Below are 14,765 nucleotides of genomic sequence, written 5' to 3'. Positions count from 1 at the left end.
TACACCCGTGACCCAGAATGAGACCCAACTCATCGTCCCGAGATGTGGATTCTGCCTCCCAGATCCGCTTCCGGGTGGCAGAGTGCAGAGCGTGAACAGCACCGCCCGCATTATTGGCAACTAGCGCGCCGGCCTTCCCTCCGCCGAGCGCGCAGACCTCCCGCACCCGCGGGGGGTCTTTTTGTTGCGCCGGCCGGTGCCAGATGAAGGGATCCCCATGACGTTCCAGGTCTACGACACGACCCTGCGCGACGGTGCCCAGCGCGAGGGGGTCAGCTACTCGGTGGTCGACAAGCTCGCCGTGGCGCGACTGCTCGACGAGTTCGGCGTCGGGTTCATCGAGGGTGGTTGGCCGGGCGCGGTGCCCAAGGACACCGAGTTCTTCCGCCGGGCGCGCACCGAGCTGGAGCTGCGGCACGCGGTGCTTGTCGCCTTCGGTGCGACCCGCCGGGCCAACACGGTCGCCGCCGACGATCCCCAGGTGCGTGGCCTGCTGGACGCGCAGACCCCGGCGATCGCGCTGGTCGCCAAGGCCGACCTGCGACACGTCGAGCGGGCGCTGCGGACCACCGCCAAGGAGAACCTGGCGATGATCCACGACACGGTCACCCACCTGGTCGCCGAGGGCCGTCGGGTCTTCGTCGACGGGGAGCACTTCTACGACGGCTACCGCCACGACCCGGCGTACACGGCGTCGGTGGTGGAGACCGCCCTTGCCGCGGGCGCCGAGCGGTTCGTGCTCTGCGACACCAACGGCGGAATGCTGCCCTCGCAGGTCACGGCGGCCATCACCGACCTGACCGACCGCATCGGGGTGGCCCCCGAACTGCTCGGCATGCACGCCCAGAACGACACCGCGTGCGCGGTGGCCAACACCATCGCCGCCGTCGAGGCGGGCGTACGCCACGTGCAGGGCACCGCCAACGGGTACGGCGAGCGGCCGGGCAACGCCGACATCTTCGCGGTCGTCGCGAACCTTCAACTCAAGCTCGGGCTGCCGGTCCTACCGGAGGGCTGCCTGGAGCAGATGGTGCGGGTCTCCCACGCCATCGCTGAGATCGCCAACATCGCCCCCGACACCCACCAGGCGTACGCCGGGGCCGCAGCCTTCGCTCACAAGGCGGGACTGCACGCGAGTGCGATCAAGGTGGATCCGCTGCTCTACAACCACGTCGAACCCGAGGTGGTGGGCAACGACATGCGGATCCTGGTCACCGAGATGGCCGGCCGGGCCAGCATCGAGCTCAAGAGTCGCGAGCTCGGGCTGGATCTGGCCGGCCATCCGGAGGCGCTGTCCCGGGTCACCAACCGGGTCAAGGAGCTGGAGGCCGGCGGCTGGTCGTTCGAGGCGGCGGACGCCTCGTTCGAGCTGCTGGTCCGCTCCGAACTGCCGGACGCCGCGCCGGTACGGCCGTTCGCGCTGGAGTCGTACCGGGTGCTGGTCGAGCACCGCGAGGACGGCGCGGTGGTCTCCGAGGCGACGGTGAAGATCCGGGTACGCGGTGAGCGGGTGATCGCCACGGCGGAGGGCAACGGCCCGGTCAACGCCCTCGACGAGGCGCTGCGGGTCGGCCTGGGCCGCCACTACCCGGAGTTGCGGGACTTCGAGCTGGCCGACTACAAGGTGCGCATCCTGGAGGGCAGCCACGGCACCGGCGCGGTGACCCGGGTGCTTGTCGAGACGGCGAACGGCCGTGGCGGCGGCTGGACCACGGTAGGCGTGCACCCCAACGTGGTCGAGGCGAGCTGGCACGCGCTTGTCGACGCCCTCACCTACGGCCTCGGCAGGGCGTGAGGAAGGGCCAGTTCGGCCAGGATCATGCGGTGGTCGCTGCCGGGCAGCGGGCGGACGCTCACGTCGCGTACCGCGATGCGCCGGTCGACAAGCACGTGGTCGATCGTGACGGGCGGGATGCGGTCGCCGTCGTACGGCCCCCAGGTCCCGACGAGCCCCGCTCCGACCGCCGCGGCGGCGTCGACGTAGCCGGTACGCAGCAGCGCACGTAGCGGCCCGTGGTCGAGGGTGGCGTTGAAGTCTCCGGCGAGGACGCTCAGCGCCCCCTGCGGGGTGGCCGGTGGTTGGGCGGCCAGGTCGGTGCGCCAGTGACCGGTCTGGTCCAGCGCGTACGGTGCCGCCGGGTGCGCCGACTCGACGCGTACCTCGGGTGCGCCCGGGACGGCGACCGTCGCGTACGCCTGGGTGAAACCCCAGCCACCGCGCAGCGTGCGGATGCCGCCGCCGCTGATCGGGTGCCGGGCGTACAGACCCGATCCGGGCGTGCCCACCACCGGGTTGAGGTGCCGGTACGGCAGCAGCCGGTCGAGGCCGAGCCGGTCCAGTTCGGCCTGCGCCGATGGGGTGAACTCCTGCACGACCAGCACGTCGACCCGCTCGGTGCGGACCAGGTCGACCACCGTGGCCGGGTCGGCGGCGCCGGCCAGCAGGTTGGCGGTGAGCAGCCGTACCGTCGGACCGGTGACCGCCGGCTGCGTCGACGGCAGCGCCCGGGGCGCCACCACCGCGACAAGCGTCGTGGTGACCACCGCCGCGACCACCGCCGGCCAGCGGCGCCGCAGGGCGAGCGCGAGCAACAGCGGCACCAGAGTCCCGAGCAGCGCGTACGGCGTGAACGCCAGCAACTGCACAAGTGGTCCGCGGTCCAGGCCCGCCACTCGGGCGAGGGCCCAGCCGGCGCCCGGCGCCACGGCGAACCAGCAGATCGCGGTGCCGATCCGTCGGCGTCCCGCGTCGGTGATCTTCACAGCGAGAGGCTACTGGGTCGGTGCCGCGCATGGCACCGACGAAAGAACGGCAGCAGGCGGTCGTACACGATCAAAGCAATTTCATGAATGAGCGATGCTTCGCTTTTCACTATTGCCGCGGGGATTGCTTCCGGTTGATTCTGTCCATGATCGAACGTTGACCATTGGTGTTTTCCGGTGTTACGTTTCTGCTGGTCGGGCGGTATGCCGAGGGTGGAAACCCCAGGTCAGGCCCCATGTTAGCCACTATTTGGTCGGTCCTCTGAAGGCGTGATCCCGCCGGGGTTTCCGCTCATTGTCGCCCGCCTGGAGTCAGGCAATATCCGATCCCCACCTGGCGGGTCGGCCGCATCCCCACGGTCACAAGGAGATTTGTCATGACCGGTTTTTTCCGACGTAAGGCGGCTGCGGTGGCGATCGCAGCCCTGGCGCTGGCCCTGGCCGGTGGCGGGATCGCTGCGGCGAAGCCCACGACCGGTGCAGTCGAGACGGCCGCTCGTGGTGGCCAGCAGCCGGCGGTCACCGCAGCGTCGCTGAAGAGCGCCAAGGCCACGTTGGCCAAGGGCGACTCGATCGGCACCCAGGCGGTCGGCTTCTACGCCACGGTGGTCAACGGCAACGGCACCAAGGCGCGCGGTGACGGCGTGGTCATCAAGTACGGTGTCGGGCAGTACGAGGTGCAGTTCGGCTCCAATGTCACCCGCGGCGTCTACGTCGCCACGATCGGCCGACCGGACGCGTGCTGCATCCCGGCGGGTGGGGAGGCCGTGGTGGCCGCTCGCCTGCAAACCCCCAACGGCGTCTTCATCCAGACCCGCAACTCCACCGGCAGCCCCGCCGACCTGCCGTTCCACCTCCTCGTGCACCGCTGATCCGCAGGTCGTACCCGTACCGTCGCCGGTCCCTCTCGTGGGGGCCGGCGACGGTGCGTGCCGTGCCCGGTTAGCTCCTCGACGGTGCCGCCCGGCCGGGTCTGCGTGCTCCCGACCGGTCCAGGTCGTAACGGCGTTGCCGCGCGGTCTGGGTGGGCGAAGGCCGGAAATTCCGACGTTTGTCCGACGGTCGGCTCGGGAAGCAAGCACCGTGACGGACATCTCGGACACCATGGCCAGCCTGCCCAGCCCGGCCGATCCGGACGCGACCGCGGCCGACCTGGAGCAGACGCTCAACGAGGTCAGACGGGTGATCGTCGGGCAGGATCAGCTCGTCGAACGCCTGCTCATCGCCCTGCTCGCCGACGGGCACTGCCTGCTGGAAGGCGTTCCCGGGGTGGCCAAGACACTTGCCGCGCAGACCCTCGCGACGGTCGTCGGCGGCACCTTCTCCCGGATCCAGTTCACCCCCGACCTGGTGCCCTCGGACATCGTCGGCACCCGCATCTACCGGGCCTCGAAGGAGAGCTTCGACGTCGAGCTCGGACCGATCATGGCCAACCTGGTGCTGGCCGACGAGATCAACCGAGCTCCGGCGAAGGTGCAGTCGGCGCTGCTGGAGGCGATGGCCGAACGTCAGGTCTCGATCGGCGGGCGCAGCTACCCGGTGCCGGAGCCCTTCCTCGTGCTGGCCACCCAGAACCCGATCGAGTCGGAGGGGGTCTACCAGCTGCCCGAGGCGCAGCGGGACCGCTTCCTCATGAAGATCGTCGTCGACTATCCGGACGGCGCCGACGAGTTGGCCATCCTCTACCGGATGAGCGCCGACCGTCCCCGGCCGCACCAGGTGCTGCGGCCGGACCGGTTGCGGGAACTCCAGCTGCGCGCCCGGCAGGTCTTCGTGCACCACGCCATCGCCGAGTACATCGTCCGGCTCATCCTGGCCACCCGCGACCCGGCCCGGTACGGCATGCCGGAGATCGCCCCCCTGCTCGCGTACGGTGCCAGCCCGCGCGCCACCCTCGGCCTGGTTGCCGCCGCGCGGGCTCAGGCCCTGCTCCGCGGTCGGGAGTACGTGCTGCCGGACGACGTCCGGGACCTGGCCGTGGACGTGCTGGCCCACCGGCTGGTGCTCTCCTTCGACGCGGTCGCCGACGGGATCAGCGCCGAGTCGGTGGTGCACCGACTGGTCGACGTGGTGCCGCTGCCGAGGGTGGCCAACGGCCAGCCGGAGTACGTCGCCGATCTGGCGGCCGCGTGATGAGACGCGGGCGCTTCCCGGTGCCCGTAGCGGCGGACCCGACGCTCACCGACCTCACCCCGAACCAGCGGCTGCGTCGGCTCGAACTCACCGTCACCCGCCGCCTCGACGGCCTGCTGCACGGCGAGCGTCGCGGGCTGTTGCCCGGACCGGGCAGTGAACCCGCCGGCAGCCGCGAGTACCGGCCCGGTGAGGACGAGGTACGCCGGATGGACTGGTCGGTGACCGCCCGGACCACCGTCCCGCACGTGCGGGAGGTCGACGCCGACCGGGAGCTGACCACCTGGCTGCTGGTCGACGCCAGCCCCAGCATGGAGTACGGCACCGCCGAACTGGACAAGCGGGAACTGGCCGTGGCAGCGGTCGCCGCCATCGGCTTCCTGACCGCCGGGGCGGGAAACCGGCTCGGCGCACAGGTGCTCACCCCGTACGGGCTGCACCGGGTGCCGGCCCGGGGCGGGCGCAGCCACCTGATCGGGCTGCTGCGCGGGCTGCTGGCCGCGCCCCGGCAGACCGGCGAGCCGGACGGCCACCGGACGGCCGACGAGATCGACCTGTCCGCGGCGTTGGCGGCGGTGCACCGGACGGCCCACCGGCGCGGTCTGGTGGTGGTGATCTCGGACTTCCTGGACGGGCTGCCCGACGATCCACGCTCACCGGCCAGCTGGGAACGTCCGCTGCGTCGGTTGTCCGTCCGGCATCAGGTGCTCGCGGTGGAGGTCGTCGATCCCCGCGAACTGGAGCTGCCGGACGTCGGGCTGATCACGCTCGCCGACCCCGAGACCGGCCGGCGACGCGAGGTCTGGACCGGCGACCCGGGGCTGCGCGAACGGTACGCGGCAGCCGCCGCCGCGCAGCGGGACCAACTCCGGCAGGCACTGCGCCGGGCCGGGGCGACCCACCTCGCGTTGCGTACCGACCGGGACTGGGCGGCGGACATCGTGCGGCACGTGCACACCCAGCGCCGGCTGGCCCTGGCACCGGCCGCTCCGAGGCGGGGAGGCGCGGCATGATCTGGGAGTCGCCCATCCGGCTCTGGCTGCTGCTCGGGGTGGCCGCCCTGGCCGTGGCGTACCTGGTGGCGCAGCGCCGCCGCAGCCGGTACGCCGTCCGCTTCACCAACCTGCGCCTGCTCGACCGGGTGGCGCCCCAGCGCCCGACCTGGCGTCGTCACCTGCCGGCCGGCCTCTTCCTGGCCATGCTGGCGTTGCTCGTGGTCGGCTTCGCCCGGCCGACGGCCGAGGTACGGGTGCCCCGGGAACGCGCCACCGTGATGGTCGCCGTGGACGTCTCCACCTCGATGCTCGCCACCGACGTCGACCCGGATCGGCTCAGCGCGGCCAAGAGCGCCGCCCGGGACTTCGTCGACGGGCTGCCCAGGGAGTTCAACGTCGGGCTGGTGGCCTTCGCCGGCAGCGCCGCCGTGCTGGTCCCGCCGAGCACCGACCGGGAGGCGCTGCACGACGGGATCCGACGCCTCGCCGAAGGCATCACCGGGGTGCAGGGCACGGCGATCGGGGAGGCGATCAGCACCTCGCTGGGCGCGGTCAAGGCGCTGGACGAGCAGGCCACCACGCAACCACCGCCGGCCCGGATCATCGTGCTCTCCGACGGCGCGAACACCTCCGGCATGGATCCGATGGAGGCCGCCGCCGAGGCGGTCGCCTTCGAGGTGCCGGTGCACACCATCTCGTTCGGTACGCCGGGTGGCTTCGTGGACCGGGGCGGGCGGCCGATCCAGGTGCCGGTGGACGGGGAGACGTTGCAGGCCGTGGCCGAGCAGACCGGGGGCGCCTTCCACCAGGCCGACACGAGCGACGAGTTGCATGCCGTCTACGACGACATCGGCAGTTCGGTGGGTTGGCGCAAGGAACGGCAGGACATCTCGGCCCGCTTCATCGGGCTCGGGTTGGTGTTCGCGATGGGCGCGGCGTTCGGCTCGATGCGCTGGTTTTCCCGCCTGCCCTGACCCGGCTCGACCGGCATCGGTCGGCGGGACCGGTGTCGGCCCGGGGCGGCAGCGGCCGCAGACGTGAGGAGCGTAGGTATGGCAGTGCAGACCGGACTGGGCGAGCCCCGGGGGCCGTGGTTCGTTTCGCCGGAATTCGACCCGTACGGCGGGGACGGGACGGGGCAGGCCGCCGGGACGCGCGACGGGGCGGCGTGGGGTTGGCGTCGTCGGCTGATGGCCGGGCTGGCGGTGCTGGCCCTGTCGACCGGCTCGGGGGCGGTGGCCGGCGGTTGGGTGGCCAGTCGGGGAATTCCCGAACCGGCTGCGGCGTCGGCCGCGCCGGTGCCGGCCGAACTGGTCACCGCCGCCGAGAAGACCGTGCCCGGGGTGGTGTCGGTGCTGGTGGGTGGGGCCACCGGTTCCGGCTTCGCTGTCGACTCCGAGCAGCACATCATCACCAACGACCACATCCTGGCCAAGGGGCGCGGTGGTCCGGTGACGGTGGAGTTGCCGGACGGCCGCCGGTTCGGCGCCGAGGTGGTCGGCCGGGAGCCGGGCAGCGATCTCGCGGTGTTGAAGGTGCCGGCGTCCGCCGGGCTGGCGTCGCTGCCGCTGGCCAAGCCGGGCTCGACCCGGGTCGGTGAGCCGGTGCTGGCCGTCGGGTCGCCGCTCGGGCTGTCCGGCACGGTCACCGCCGGGATCGTCAGCGCGCTCGACCGTCAGGTGCGCCTCGGGGACAACCGGCACCGGGCGGTGCAGACCGATGCGTCGATCAACCCGGGAAACTCCGGTGGCCCGCTGGTCAACGCCCGAGGCGAGGTGGTCGGGGTGAACACCGCCATCGCCACCATCGACGGCAACGGTTCGATCGGCATCGGCTTCGCCATCCCCATCGAACAGGTGCAGCAGACCGCCGACACGATCATCGGCAAGGGCGGCTGAAATCACGGAGAGCGACTGTCCGATTACGGGGTGATCGGGCGAACTGTCGGATTCCGGCGATCGATGATCGGAGAATGGAAATATTACGCTGAGTATGGATACTGGCGTGGGTGGAGCGTCCTCTCATCGCGGTCCTCCTGCTGGTGGGCCTCATCATCGGAACTGGCGTGGGTTCGTCGTACGCCCGCGCCCGGCGGGGGTGGAACGACTACCAGGCCGCCAAGAAGACCGTGCCCGGCGCTCGCCGTGCCGCCTGGTTGCTGATCAAAGTGGTCACCACGAAGATCGGGGTGATCCTGTTGCTGTTGATCGGGGCGGTCGCCTATGCCGCGGCCGGTGGCGAGGACGGGTCGGAGCCTGCGCCACCGAACCCGAGCAGTACTCCCGACGAGCGGCCGGGGCGCTAGCCTCAGGGCGTGGACGACGGACTGCGGGTGACCGATCGGTGGGTCGTGCCCGCCACCGAGTTGCGGGAGCGCTTCTCCCGGTCATCCGGGCCGGGCGGGCAGGGCGTCAACACCGCCGACTCCCGGGTGGAGTTGAGCTTCGACCTGGCCGGCTCGCCCAGCCTGCCGGAGTCGCTGCGGGCCCGGGCGCTGGACCGGCTCGCCGGGCGGTTGGTCAACGGCGTGCTGACCATCGCCGCCAGCGAGCACCGGGCCCAGTTGGCCAACCGAGAGGCGGCCCGGGAGCGGTTGGTGGCGCTGCTGCGTGAGGCGGTCGCGCCACCACCACCGCCGCGTCGGCCGACCAGGCCGTCGCGGGGGGCCAAGGAGCGGCGGCTGGCCGACAAGAAGCGCCGTTCCCAGCGCAAGCGCGACCGCCGGGTGGACGGCGACTAGTCACGTGGTGACATGGCAGCGCAAACATTGATGATTTTCGTTTTTGTTGATTGAATGCGCGCGGGAGCGACCGGGCTGTCACACCACCAACGACACGTGACAGGAGTTCCACCACCATGCTCCGTAGGTCTCTGCGCAACGCCGCCGCCGGCTTCGCGGCCGTCGTCCTCACCGTCACCGCCTGGTCCGCGCCACCCTCCTCGACCACCCTCCCCAGCCAGTACGCCTCGCCGGTCGCCGCGACGGCAGCGCTCGCCGATCCGGTACGGATCATGCCGCTCGGCGACTCCATCACCGGCTCACCAGGCTGCTGGCGTGCACTGCTCTGGAACCGCCTCCAGTCCACCGGGCACACCGCCATCGACTTCGTCGGCACCCTCGGCCCGCAGGGCTGCGGTCAGCCGTACGACGGGGACAACGAGGGCCACGGCGGTTACCTGGCCACCACCGTGGCCAACCAGAACCTGCTGCCGGGTTGGCTGTCGGCCACCCGCCCGGACATCGTGCTCATGCACTTCGGCACCAACGACGTGTGGAGCAACATCGCCCCGACCACGATCCTCGCCGCCTACAGCAGGCTGGTGGATCAGATGCGCGCCAGCAACCCCACCATGCGCATCCTGGTCGCGAAGATCATCCCGATGGCGCCGAGCAGCTGCCCCGAGTGCGGCCAGCGGGCGGTGGCCCTCAACAACGCCATCGACGGCTGGGCGGCGGGCAAGACCACCACGCAGTCGCCGATCGTCGTGGTGGACCAGTGGACCGGTTTCAACACGGCCACCGACACCTACGACGGGGTGCATCCCAATGCCGCCGGCGACCAGAAGATGTCCGACCGTTGGTATCCGGCCCTGGTGTCGGCCCTGACCGGCATCCCGACGCCGACTCCCACGCCGACGCCGACGGTCACGCCCACTCCCACGGTCACGCCGACGGGGCCGGCGACCCCGCCGCCGGGCGGTTGCGTGGCGAGTTACCGTCTCGTCGGCCAGTGGCAGGGCGGATTCCAGGCGGAGGTGACGGTCAGCAACAACGGTGCGACCCCGCTCACCGGTTGGGTGGTACGGCTCGACTACACCGACGGTCAGCGGATCAACCAGGCGTGGAGCGCCGAGGTGACCCAGACCGGCGCAGTGGTCACCGCGCGCAACGCCGCCTGGAACGGCACCCTGTCGCCCGGTGCGCAGACCACCTTCGGCTTCCTGGCCTCCGCCGGCAGCACCAACACCACGCCGACGGCCCACTGCTCCCGGTCATGACCACCGCTGCGGGGCTACCGACCAGGTAGCCCCGCAGCGGTGGTCCGGCTCGGCTTGGCCCCCATCCCCGGTCCGGCTCGGCGTGGGCGTCAGGCCGGTGCCGGTTGCTCGACTGTCTCCAACAGCGTCGCGCAGACCTCGATCAGCCGAGCCCGGAGTCGACCGGCGCGCTCCGCGAACTCGCGTTGCCGCGCCACGTACTCGGCCTTGCCCTCCGGTGTCTCGATGGCCACCGCCGGTTCCCCGTAGGACGACAGGTCGTACGGCGACGCCTGCATGTCCAGCAGCCGGATGTCCCGAGCCAGCTCGAAGCAGTCCAACGCCAGCTCGCCGGGGACGGCGGGGCCGAGCTTGGTCGCCCACTTGTGACAGTCCATCGCGGCGTGCAGGCAACCCGGCTGGTCGAGGTCGACCTGGCTGGCGCGGGTGGGCCGCAGCCGGTTGAGGCCGACGGCCTCGGGGGTGAAGAACCGGAACGCGTCGAAGTGTGAGCACCTGATCTGGTGCGCCTCGACCACCGCGTCGGTGCCGTCCTGGCCGAGTCGCAGCGGGAGCGGGTGCCGGTGCTCGCGTTGGCGGTAGACCATCGCCCACTCGTGCAACCCGAAGCAGCCGGTGAAGGCCGGGCGGGTGGCGATCGCGGAGAGCAGGCGGCTGATGAAGCGTACCGATTCGGCGCGGTCGGCGAGGAACGCCGCCGCGTCGAAACCCACCAGGCCGTCGGAGTCGGTGACGTACCACCGCCACTGCCCGTTCGGTGCCGGGCCGTCCGGTCCCGGCTCCAGCCGTACACCCACCCCGGGATGCCAGCGCCGCAGCACCGATGGCCTGGTGCCGTAGTACTCGTACAGGAAGTCGTCGATCGCGTGGCGTTGCCGCGCGGCCCGACGCCGGCGGTGCCCGGCGGTGAGGGCGTCGGCACGCTCCTCGTGCGCCCATGCGCGAGGCAGCCAGACGGCGGCCGGCAGGCGGTCGGAGCCGGCGGGGGCGCAGGCGGCGGTCACCGTCCCAGGGTACGACCGCCGCCGGACCGCTGATCAGGGCACGTCCACCCGCACTCCGGCGGAGAAGACCCCGCTGCGCAGCTCCAGTCGCTGTGGCGCCTCGTCGCCGTTGACGGTGAAGACCAGCGGCAGCACCAGCCGGCTGCCCGCCGCCATCGGCTCGGCGAAGACGTCCCGCCCCTGGTTGGCCCGCCGGGTGGCCTGCTCGTCGGTGGTGACCCAGTTGCCGTTCGCCAGGTACGCCCGTTGCAGCTTGCCGTGCCAGCTGTGGTGCTCCGGGGCCAGGTTCCGGACCCCGACCGTGGCCTGGCACTGCCGGGCGCCCTGACCCGGATCGCAGGTCATCCGGTAGACGGTGAACTCGAACGCGTCCTCGCGCAGCGGTACGCCCAGTCCACCGCTGACCCCGCTGCCCTTCCACGCCCCGTTGGTCGGCTGGCTGTCGGTGTCGATCGCGGCGACCCGACGGGTGGCGGTCCACGCGGCGGTGCCGAGCGTGGCCGCCAGCACCGTCGCGGCCACCGGCACGATCAACCAGACCGGTGGGGTACGCCGACGTGTGGCGGGTCGGGGCGCGGCCGGTCGCGGATAGATCCGCCCCGGCCCGTCCGAGGCCAGCGCGGCCGCGACCGGGGGCCGCCGACGCCGCCAGGTGACGAACCCCACCACGGCGAGGGCCAGCAGCACGGCCGCGCCGGCCAGCAGCGCGGGGACCTGACCGCGCCACCCCGAGGTCTGCGTCGAGGGGGCCGCCGCGGTAGCGCCGGGTGCCGTCCAGGTGGCGGTCGCACAGTCGTACGGCTGACGACCGTCGACGGCGAAGGCGCACGCCGGGGCGGTCACCGGTTGTTGGGCCGCGGTACCGGTCAGCGTGGTGTCCAGCGTGGTGGTGCTGCGCGGCGGCAACTTCACCCGCCAGGTCACCTCGGTCGCCGTCGACCCGCCGGGGCGTACCTGCCGACCGCCGTCGCTGATCGCGGTTGCCGACACCCCCTGGGGTAATTCCTGGCGCACGGTGGTGTCCACCGGGGCGTTGCCGGCGTTGCGCACCTCGATCCGGTAGCCGGGTTGCGGGGTGCTCGCCGGTGCGACCATCACGCTGACCTTCGGCTTCGGAACTGGCGAGGCGACCCTTGTCGGAGTGGGTACGGCCGGCGGCGCCGAGGGCATCGTGGGTTCCGCCGTCGCCGCTGCCGGGTGCGGACGCCCCGCCGCCGCGGCGTCCGCGGTGGTGAGCGCCGGCAACGCCGGTACGGCGGCGGTGAGAAACCCCACGCAGTGCACGATCGCCGCGAGGGCCCTGTGGTGTCGTGTCGATGCAGGCATACGAACGAACCTCCGCCGCCGACGCTAGGTGGGCGGTGTCGTCGGGCGGGTACGAAGCGGTGAATCCGGCACCGAGGGTGATCGTCGGGGGTAAGCTGCCGCAGCTGGTCCGGGGGCGGGGCTAGATTGGCGGGGTGCGTATCGCTCGTTTCGCTCATGCCAAGGGAATGTCGTTCGGGGTCGTCGAGGGGGAGCCGGGGGCGGGTCCGGAAGGGCTCACCATCGCCGAGATCTCCGGGCACCCGTTCGGCCAGATAACGTTCAGCGGCCCCCGGTGGGCGCTGTCCGACGTCCGCCTGCTCTCACCGATCCTGCCCAGCAAGGTGGTCTGCGTCGGCCGCAACTACGCCGAGCACGCCGCCGAGCACGGCAGCGAGGTGCCGAGTGAGCCGCTGCTGTTCCTCAAACCGTCCACCTCCGTCATCGGTCCCCGCGACGCCATCCGGCTGCCCGAGTTCAGCAAGCAGGTCGAGCACGAGGCGGAACTGGCGGTGGTGATCGGCGCACCCGGTGCCCGCCGCGCCGATCGGGCCGCCGCCGAGCGGGCCATCTTCGGCTACACCTGCGCCAATGACGTCACCGCCCGGGATCTGCAACGCACCGACAGCCAGTGGACCCGCGCCAAGGGATTCGACTCGTTCTGCCCGATCGGGCCCTGGATCACCACCGGCCTCGACGTGCGCGACCTGGAGATCCGGTGTGAGGTGGGGCGCGAACCGGAGGAGATGGAGGTCCGTCAGCTGGGCCGTACCCGGGACATGGTCTTCGACGTGCCCGCCCTGGTGTCGTACATCTCGCACGTGATGACCCTGCTGCCGGGCGACGTCGTGCTGACCGGCACCCCGGCGGGGGTTAGCCCGCTCGTGGACGGGGATACGGTGACCGTCCGGATCGAGGGGATCGGCGACCTGACCAATCCGGTGGTATCCGCGACCTGACCGGGGCGTTTCAGCAGGTCAGGTGCGGTTTGGGGAAGTCGATTTGGCCTGCCGGTGCCGGGAGGGTAAAGTTTGATCCCGGCACCGCAAGGGGCCGATGGGGTATGGGGTAATTGGCAGCCCGACTGATTCTGGTTCAGTTAGTCTAGGTTCGAGTCCTGGTACCCCAGCGCAGCCGAGGTTCGTAAGAACCGAGGACGCTGGATTCTGGTAGGAATCCGGCCGAAGATCCGCAAGGGATTCGGCCGGGAGGTCTGGTAGAGTTCGGCGGCACCACCGCTAGGGTGGTGTCGCATTATGTTCTGGCCCCGTCGTCTAGCGGCCCAGGACGCCGCCCTCTCAAGGCGGTAGCGCCGGTTCGAATCCGGTCGGGGCTACAGGTAGAAAGTCACGGCTCGTCCCACCTAGGGACGAGCCGTTTCGCTTTCCGCCTCTCCAGTGCTCCCTGCCCAGGTCCCCGCCAGCGTCGGACCGCGCCCCGCTGTGCTCGCCCCCGAGTCGGTCCCGACCCCGCACGGAGGTAGAAGACCAGCTCACGCCTGCCTCCGGTCCAGCGCGCGGCCGGCACGCCGATCCCACCCCACCCCGCTGATACAGCGGGCGGAAACGCCGCTAGACTACTGCCGCACCGCCGGAGACGGCGGTGAACCAGGAAAGTTCTGGCCCCGTCGTCTAGCGGCCCAGGACGCCGCCCTCTCAAGGCGGTAGCGCCGGTTCGAATCCGGTCGGGGCTACCACATCAAGCCCGTCTCGCCCCCGGCGAGGCGGGCTTTCCCATACCCCCACCCCCTCCCGCTCGCGGGCACCCCTCCCTGGCTGAGTTGATCAAGAGGTTTGCGTCTCGAACCGGCTGTTCGTAGCCGCAAACCTCTTGATCAACGGGGCGAGGGTGGGTGGGGGAGGGGGAGGCCGGGGTTAGAGGCCGGAGAGGCGTTGGCCGGCTCGGACCACGGCCATGGCGTGGCGTTCGCCGGGGCGGCGGCCGAGGCGTTCGATGGGGCCGGAGATGCTGATGGCGGCGATCACCCGGCCGGTACGGTCGCGGATCGGGGCTGAGACACTGGCCACACCCGGCTCGCGTTCGGCGACGCTCTGCGCCCAGCCGCGGCGGCGTACCTCGGCCAGGGTGCGGCCGGTGAACTTGGACCGGGGCAGCAGCGGCATCACCGCCTCGGGCGGCTCCCAGGCGAGCAGGATCTGGGCCGCCGACCCGGCGGTCATCGGCAGCACCGAGCCGACCGGGACGGTGTCCCGTAGGCCGCTGGCTCGCTCGGCGGCGGCCACGCAGATCCGTTCGTCCGCTCTGCGAAGGTAGAGCTGGGCGCTTTCGCCGGTGGCGTCCCGCAATGCGGCCAGCAGTGGCTCGGCCGCGGTCAGCAGGACGTCCGGCGCGGCGTTGGCCAGCTCACCCAGGCGGGGGCCAGGGCGCCACCGCCCCTGGGTGTCCCGGACGAGCATCCGATGGATCTCCAGCGCCTGGGCCAGCCGATGTGCGGTGGCTCGGGGCAGCTTGGTGCGTTCAACGAGTTCGGCCAGGCTGGCGCCGTCGACACAGGCGGCCAGGATGACCACCGCCTTGTCGAGAACGCCGACACCGCTCATACTGT

General features: G+C 71.5%; 14 protein-coding genes and 3 tRNA genes. 13 read left to right on the top strand and 4 right to left on the bottom strand.

From position 1 onward, the window contains the following. Window positions 1-217 precede the first annotated feature (217 nt). The gene (gene cimA / locus EG812_RS11495; protein WP_013732038.1) at window positions 218-1,795 is read left to right on the top strand and encodes a citramalate synthase; all 1,578 of its coding nucleotides are present in this window, start codon (window positions 218-220) and stop codon (window positions 1,793-1,795) included. Here the strand turns inward: cimA and EG812_RS11490 are convergent. Then, window positions 1,774-2,763, bottom strand: a complete 990-nt coding sequence (locus EG812_RS11490; RefSeq protein ID WP_013732039.1) for an endonuclease/exonuclease/phosphatase family protein — start codon at window positions 2,761-2,763, stop codon at window positions 1,774-1,776. The genes cimA and EG812_RS11490 overlap by 22 nt on opposite strands. Window positions 2,764-3,140: 377 nt before the next feature. Here EG812_RS11490 and EG812_RS11485 point away from each other — a divergent pair, with 377 nt between their 5' ends. The 8 genes from EG812_RS11485 (at window position 3,141) to EG812_RS11450 (ending at window position 9,890) form a co-directional block, all read left to right on the top strand. Then, the gene (locus tag EG812_RS11485) at window positions 3,141-3,635 is read left to right on the top strand and encodes a hypothetical protein (protein ID WP_013732040.1); all 495 of its coding nucleotides are present in this window, start codon (window positions 3,141-3,143) and stop codon (window positions 3,633-3,635) included. A gap of 211 nt (window positions 3,636-3,846) precedes the next feature. Next, window positions 3,847-4,896 (top strand): AAA family ATPase, encoded by a 1,050-nt coding sequence (locus EG812_RS11480; RefSeq protein ID WP_013732041.1) that lies wholly within the window; start codon window positions 3,847-3,849, stop codon window positions 4,894-4,896. Then, complete coding sequence (locus tag EG812_RS11475) at window positions 4,896-5,909, top strand: DUF58 domain-containing protein (protein WP_043719876.1); 1,014 nt, start codon at window positions 4,896-4,898, stop codon at window positions 5,907-5,909. The genes EG812_RS11480 and EG812_RS11475 overlap by 1 nt, the downstream gene beginning before the upstream one ends. Then, the gene (locus EG812_RS11470; protein ID WP_013732043.1) at window positions 5,906-6,865 is read left to right on the top strand and encodes a VWA domain-containing protein; all 960 of its coding nucleotides are present in this window, start codon (window positions 5,906-5,908) and stop codon (window positions 6,863-6,865) included. Before EG812_RS11475 ends, EG812_RS11470 begins: the two co-directional genes overlap by 4 nt. A 78-nt stretch (window positions 6,866-6,943) precedes the next feature. Next, window positions 6,944-7,789 (top strand): S1C family serine protease, encoded by an 846-nt coding sequence (locus tag EG812_RS11465; protein ID WP_013732044.1) that lies wholly within the window; start codon window positions 6,944-6,946, stop codon window positions 7,787-7,789. A gap of 110 nt (window positions 7,790-7,899) precedes the next feature. Beyond that, window positions 7,900-8,196 (top strand): hypothetical protein, encoded by a 297-nt coding sequence (locus EG812_RS11460; protein ID WP_126711546.1) that lies wholly within the window; start codon window positions 7,900-7,902, stop codon window positions 8,194-8,196. Window positions 8,197-8,205: 9 nt separating this feature from the next. Next, complete coding sequence (gene arfB, locus EG812_RS11455; RefSeq protein WP_126711545.1) at window positions 8,206-8,631, top strand: alternative ribosome rescue aminoacyl-tRNA hydrolase ArfB; 426 nt, start codon at window positions 8,206-8,208, stop codon at window positions 8,629-8,631. A gap of 116 nt (window positions 8,632-8,747) precedes the next feature. Beyond that, entirely contained in the window at window positions 8,748-9,890 is a 1,143-nt protein-coding gene (locus tag EG812_RS11450; RefSeq protein ID WP_126711544.1) for a cellulose binding domain-containing protein, read from the top strand. A gap of 89 nt (window positions 9,891-9,979) precedes the next feature. Here the strand turns inward: EG812_RS11450 and EG812_RS11445 are convergent, their stop codons facing one another. Next, a complete protein-coding gene (locus tag EG812_RS11445; protein WP_126711543.1) occupies window positions 9,980-10,894 on the bottom strand; it encodes a 3-methyladenine DNA glycosylase in 915 nt (304 codons plus the stop codon). 33 nt (window positions 10,895-10,927) lie between these two features. After that, window positions 10,928-12,220 (bottom strand): hypothetical protein, encoded by a 1,293-nt coding sequence (locus EG812_RS11440; protein ID WP_126711542.1) that lies wholly within the window; start codon window positions 12,218-12,220, stop codon window positions 10,928-10,930. 134 nt (window positions 12,221-12,354) lie between these two features. Between EG812_RS11440 and EG812_RS11435 the strand changes: the two genes are divergently transcribed. The 4 genes from EG812_RS11435 to EG812_RS11420 all read left to right on the top strand — a co-directional run bounded on the left by EG812_RS11435 (window position 12,355) and on the right by EG812_RS11420 (window position 13,895). Further along, the gene (locus EG812_RS11435; protein WP_126711541.1) at window positions 12,355-13,158 is read left to right on the top strand and encodes a fumarylacetoacetate hydrolase family protein; all 804 of its coding nucleotides are present in this window, start codon (window positions 12,355-12,357) and stop codon (window positions 13,156-13,158) included. 98 nt (window positions 13,159-13,256) lie between these two features. Beyond that, window positions 13,257-13,328, top strand: a tRNA-Gln gene (locus EG812_RS11430). A gap of 134 nt (window positions 13,329-13,462) precedes the next feature. After that, a tRNA-Glu gene (locus tag EG812_RS11425) sits at window positions 13,463-13,535 on the top strand. A 284-nt stretch (window positions 13,536-13,819) separates the two neighbouring features. After that, window positions 13,820-13,895: transfer RNA gene (locus tag EG812_RS11420), tRNA-Glu, on the top strand. Window positions 13,896-14,073: 178 nt separating this feature from the next. Here EG812_RS11420 and EG812_RS11415 read toward each other — a convergent pair. Further along, entirely contained in the window at window positions 14,074-14,760 is a 687-nt protein-coding gene (locus EG812_RS11415) for an IclR family transcriptional regulator (RefSeq protein ID WP_013732051.1), read from the bottom strand. Window positions 14,761-14,765 lie beyond the last annotated feature (5 nt).

Origin of the sequence: Verrucosispora sp. FIM060022, assembly GCF_003977705.1 — a bacterium.
Lineage (GTDB): Bacteria > Actinomycetota > Actinomycetes > Mycobacteriales > Micromonosporaceae > Micromonospora > Micromonospora gifhornensis.
Note: the sequence above shows the minus strand (reverse complement) of the source record. Positions and strands in the feature narration are given on the sequence as shown.

What these genes read in the sequence shown, in the direction of transcription:
- cimA (WP_013732038.1), top strand. Translation starts at nt 218, where the DNA reads ATGACGTTCCAGGTCTACGACACGACCCTGCGCGACGGTGCCCAGCGC.
- EG812_RS11485 (WP_013732040.1), top strand. Translation starts at nt 3,141, where the DNA reads ATGACCGGTTTTTTCCGACGTAAGGCGGCTGCGGTGGCGATCGCAGCC.
- EG812_RS11475 (WP_043719876.1), top strand. Translation starts at nt 4,896, where the DNA reads ATGAGACGCGGGCGCTTCCCGGTGCCCGTAGCGGCGGACCCGACGCTC.
- EG812_RS11470 (WP_013732043.1), top strand. Translation starts at nt 5,906, where the DNA reads ATGATCTGGGAGTCGCCCATCCGGCTCTGGCTGCTGCTCGGGGTGGCC.
- EG812_RS11465 (WP_013732044.1), top strand. Translation starts at nt 6,944, where the DNA reads ATGGCAGTGCAGACCGGACTGGGCGAGCCCCGGGGGCCGTGGTTCGTT.
- EG812_RS11450 (WP_126711544.1), top strand. Translation starts at nt 8,748, where the DNA reads ATGCTCCGTAGGTCTCTGCGCAACGCCGCCGCCGGCTTCGCGGCCGTC.
- EG812_RS11440 (WP_126711542.1), bottom strand. Translation starts at nt 12,220, where the DNA reads ATGCCTGCATCGACACGACACCACAGGGCCCTCGCGGCGATCGTGCAC.
- EG812_RS11415 (WP_013732051.1), bottom strand. Translation starts at nt 14,760, where the DNA reads ATGAGCGGTGTCGGCGTTCTCGACAAGGCGGTGGTCATCCTGGCCGCC.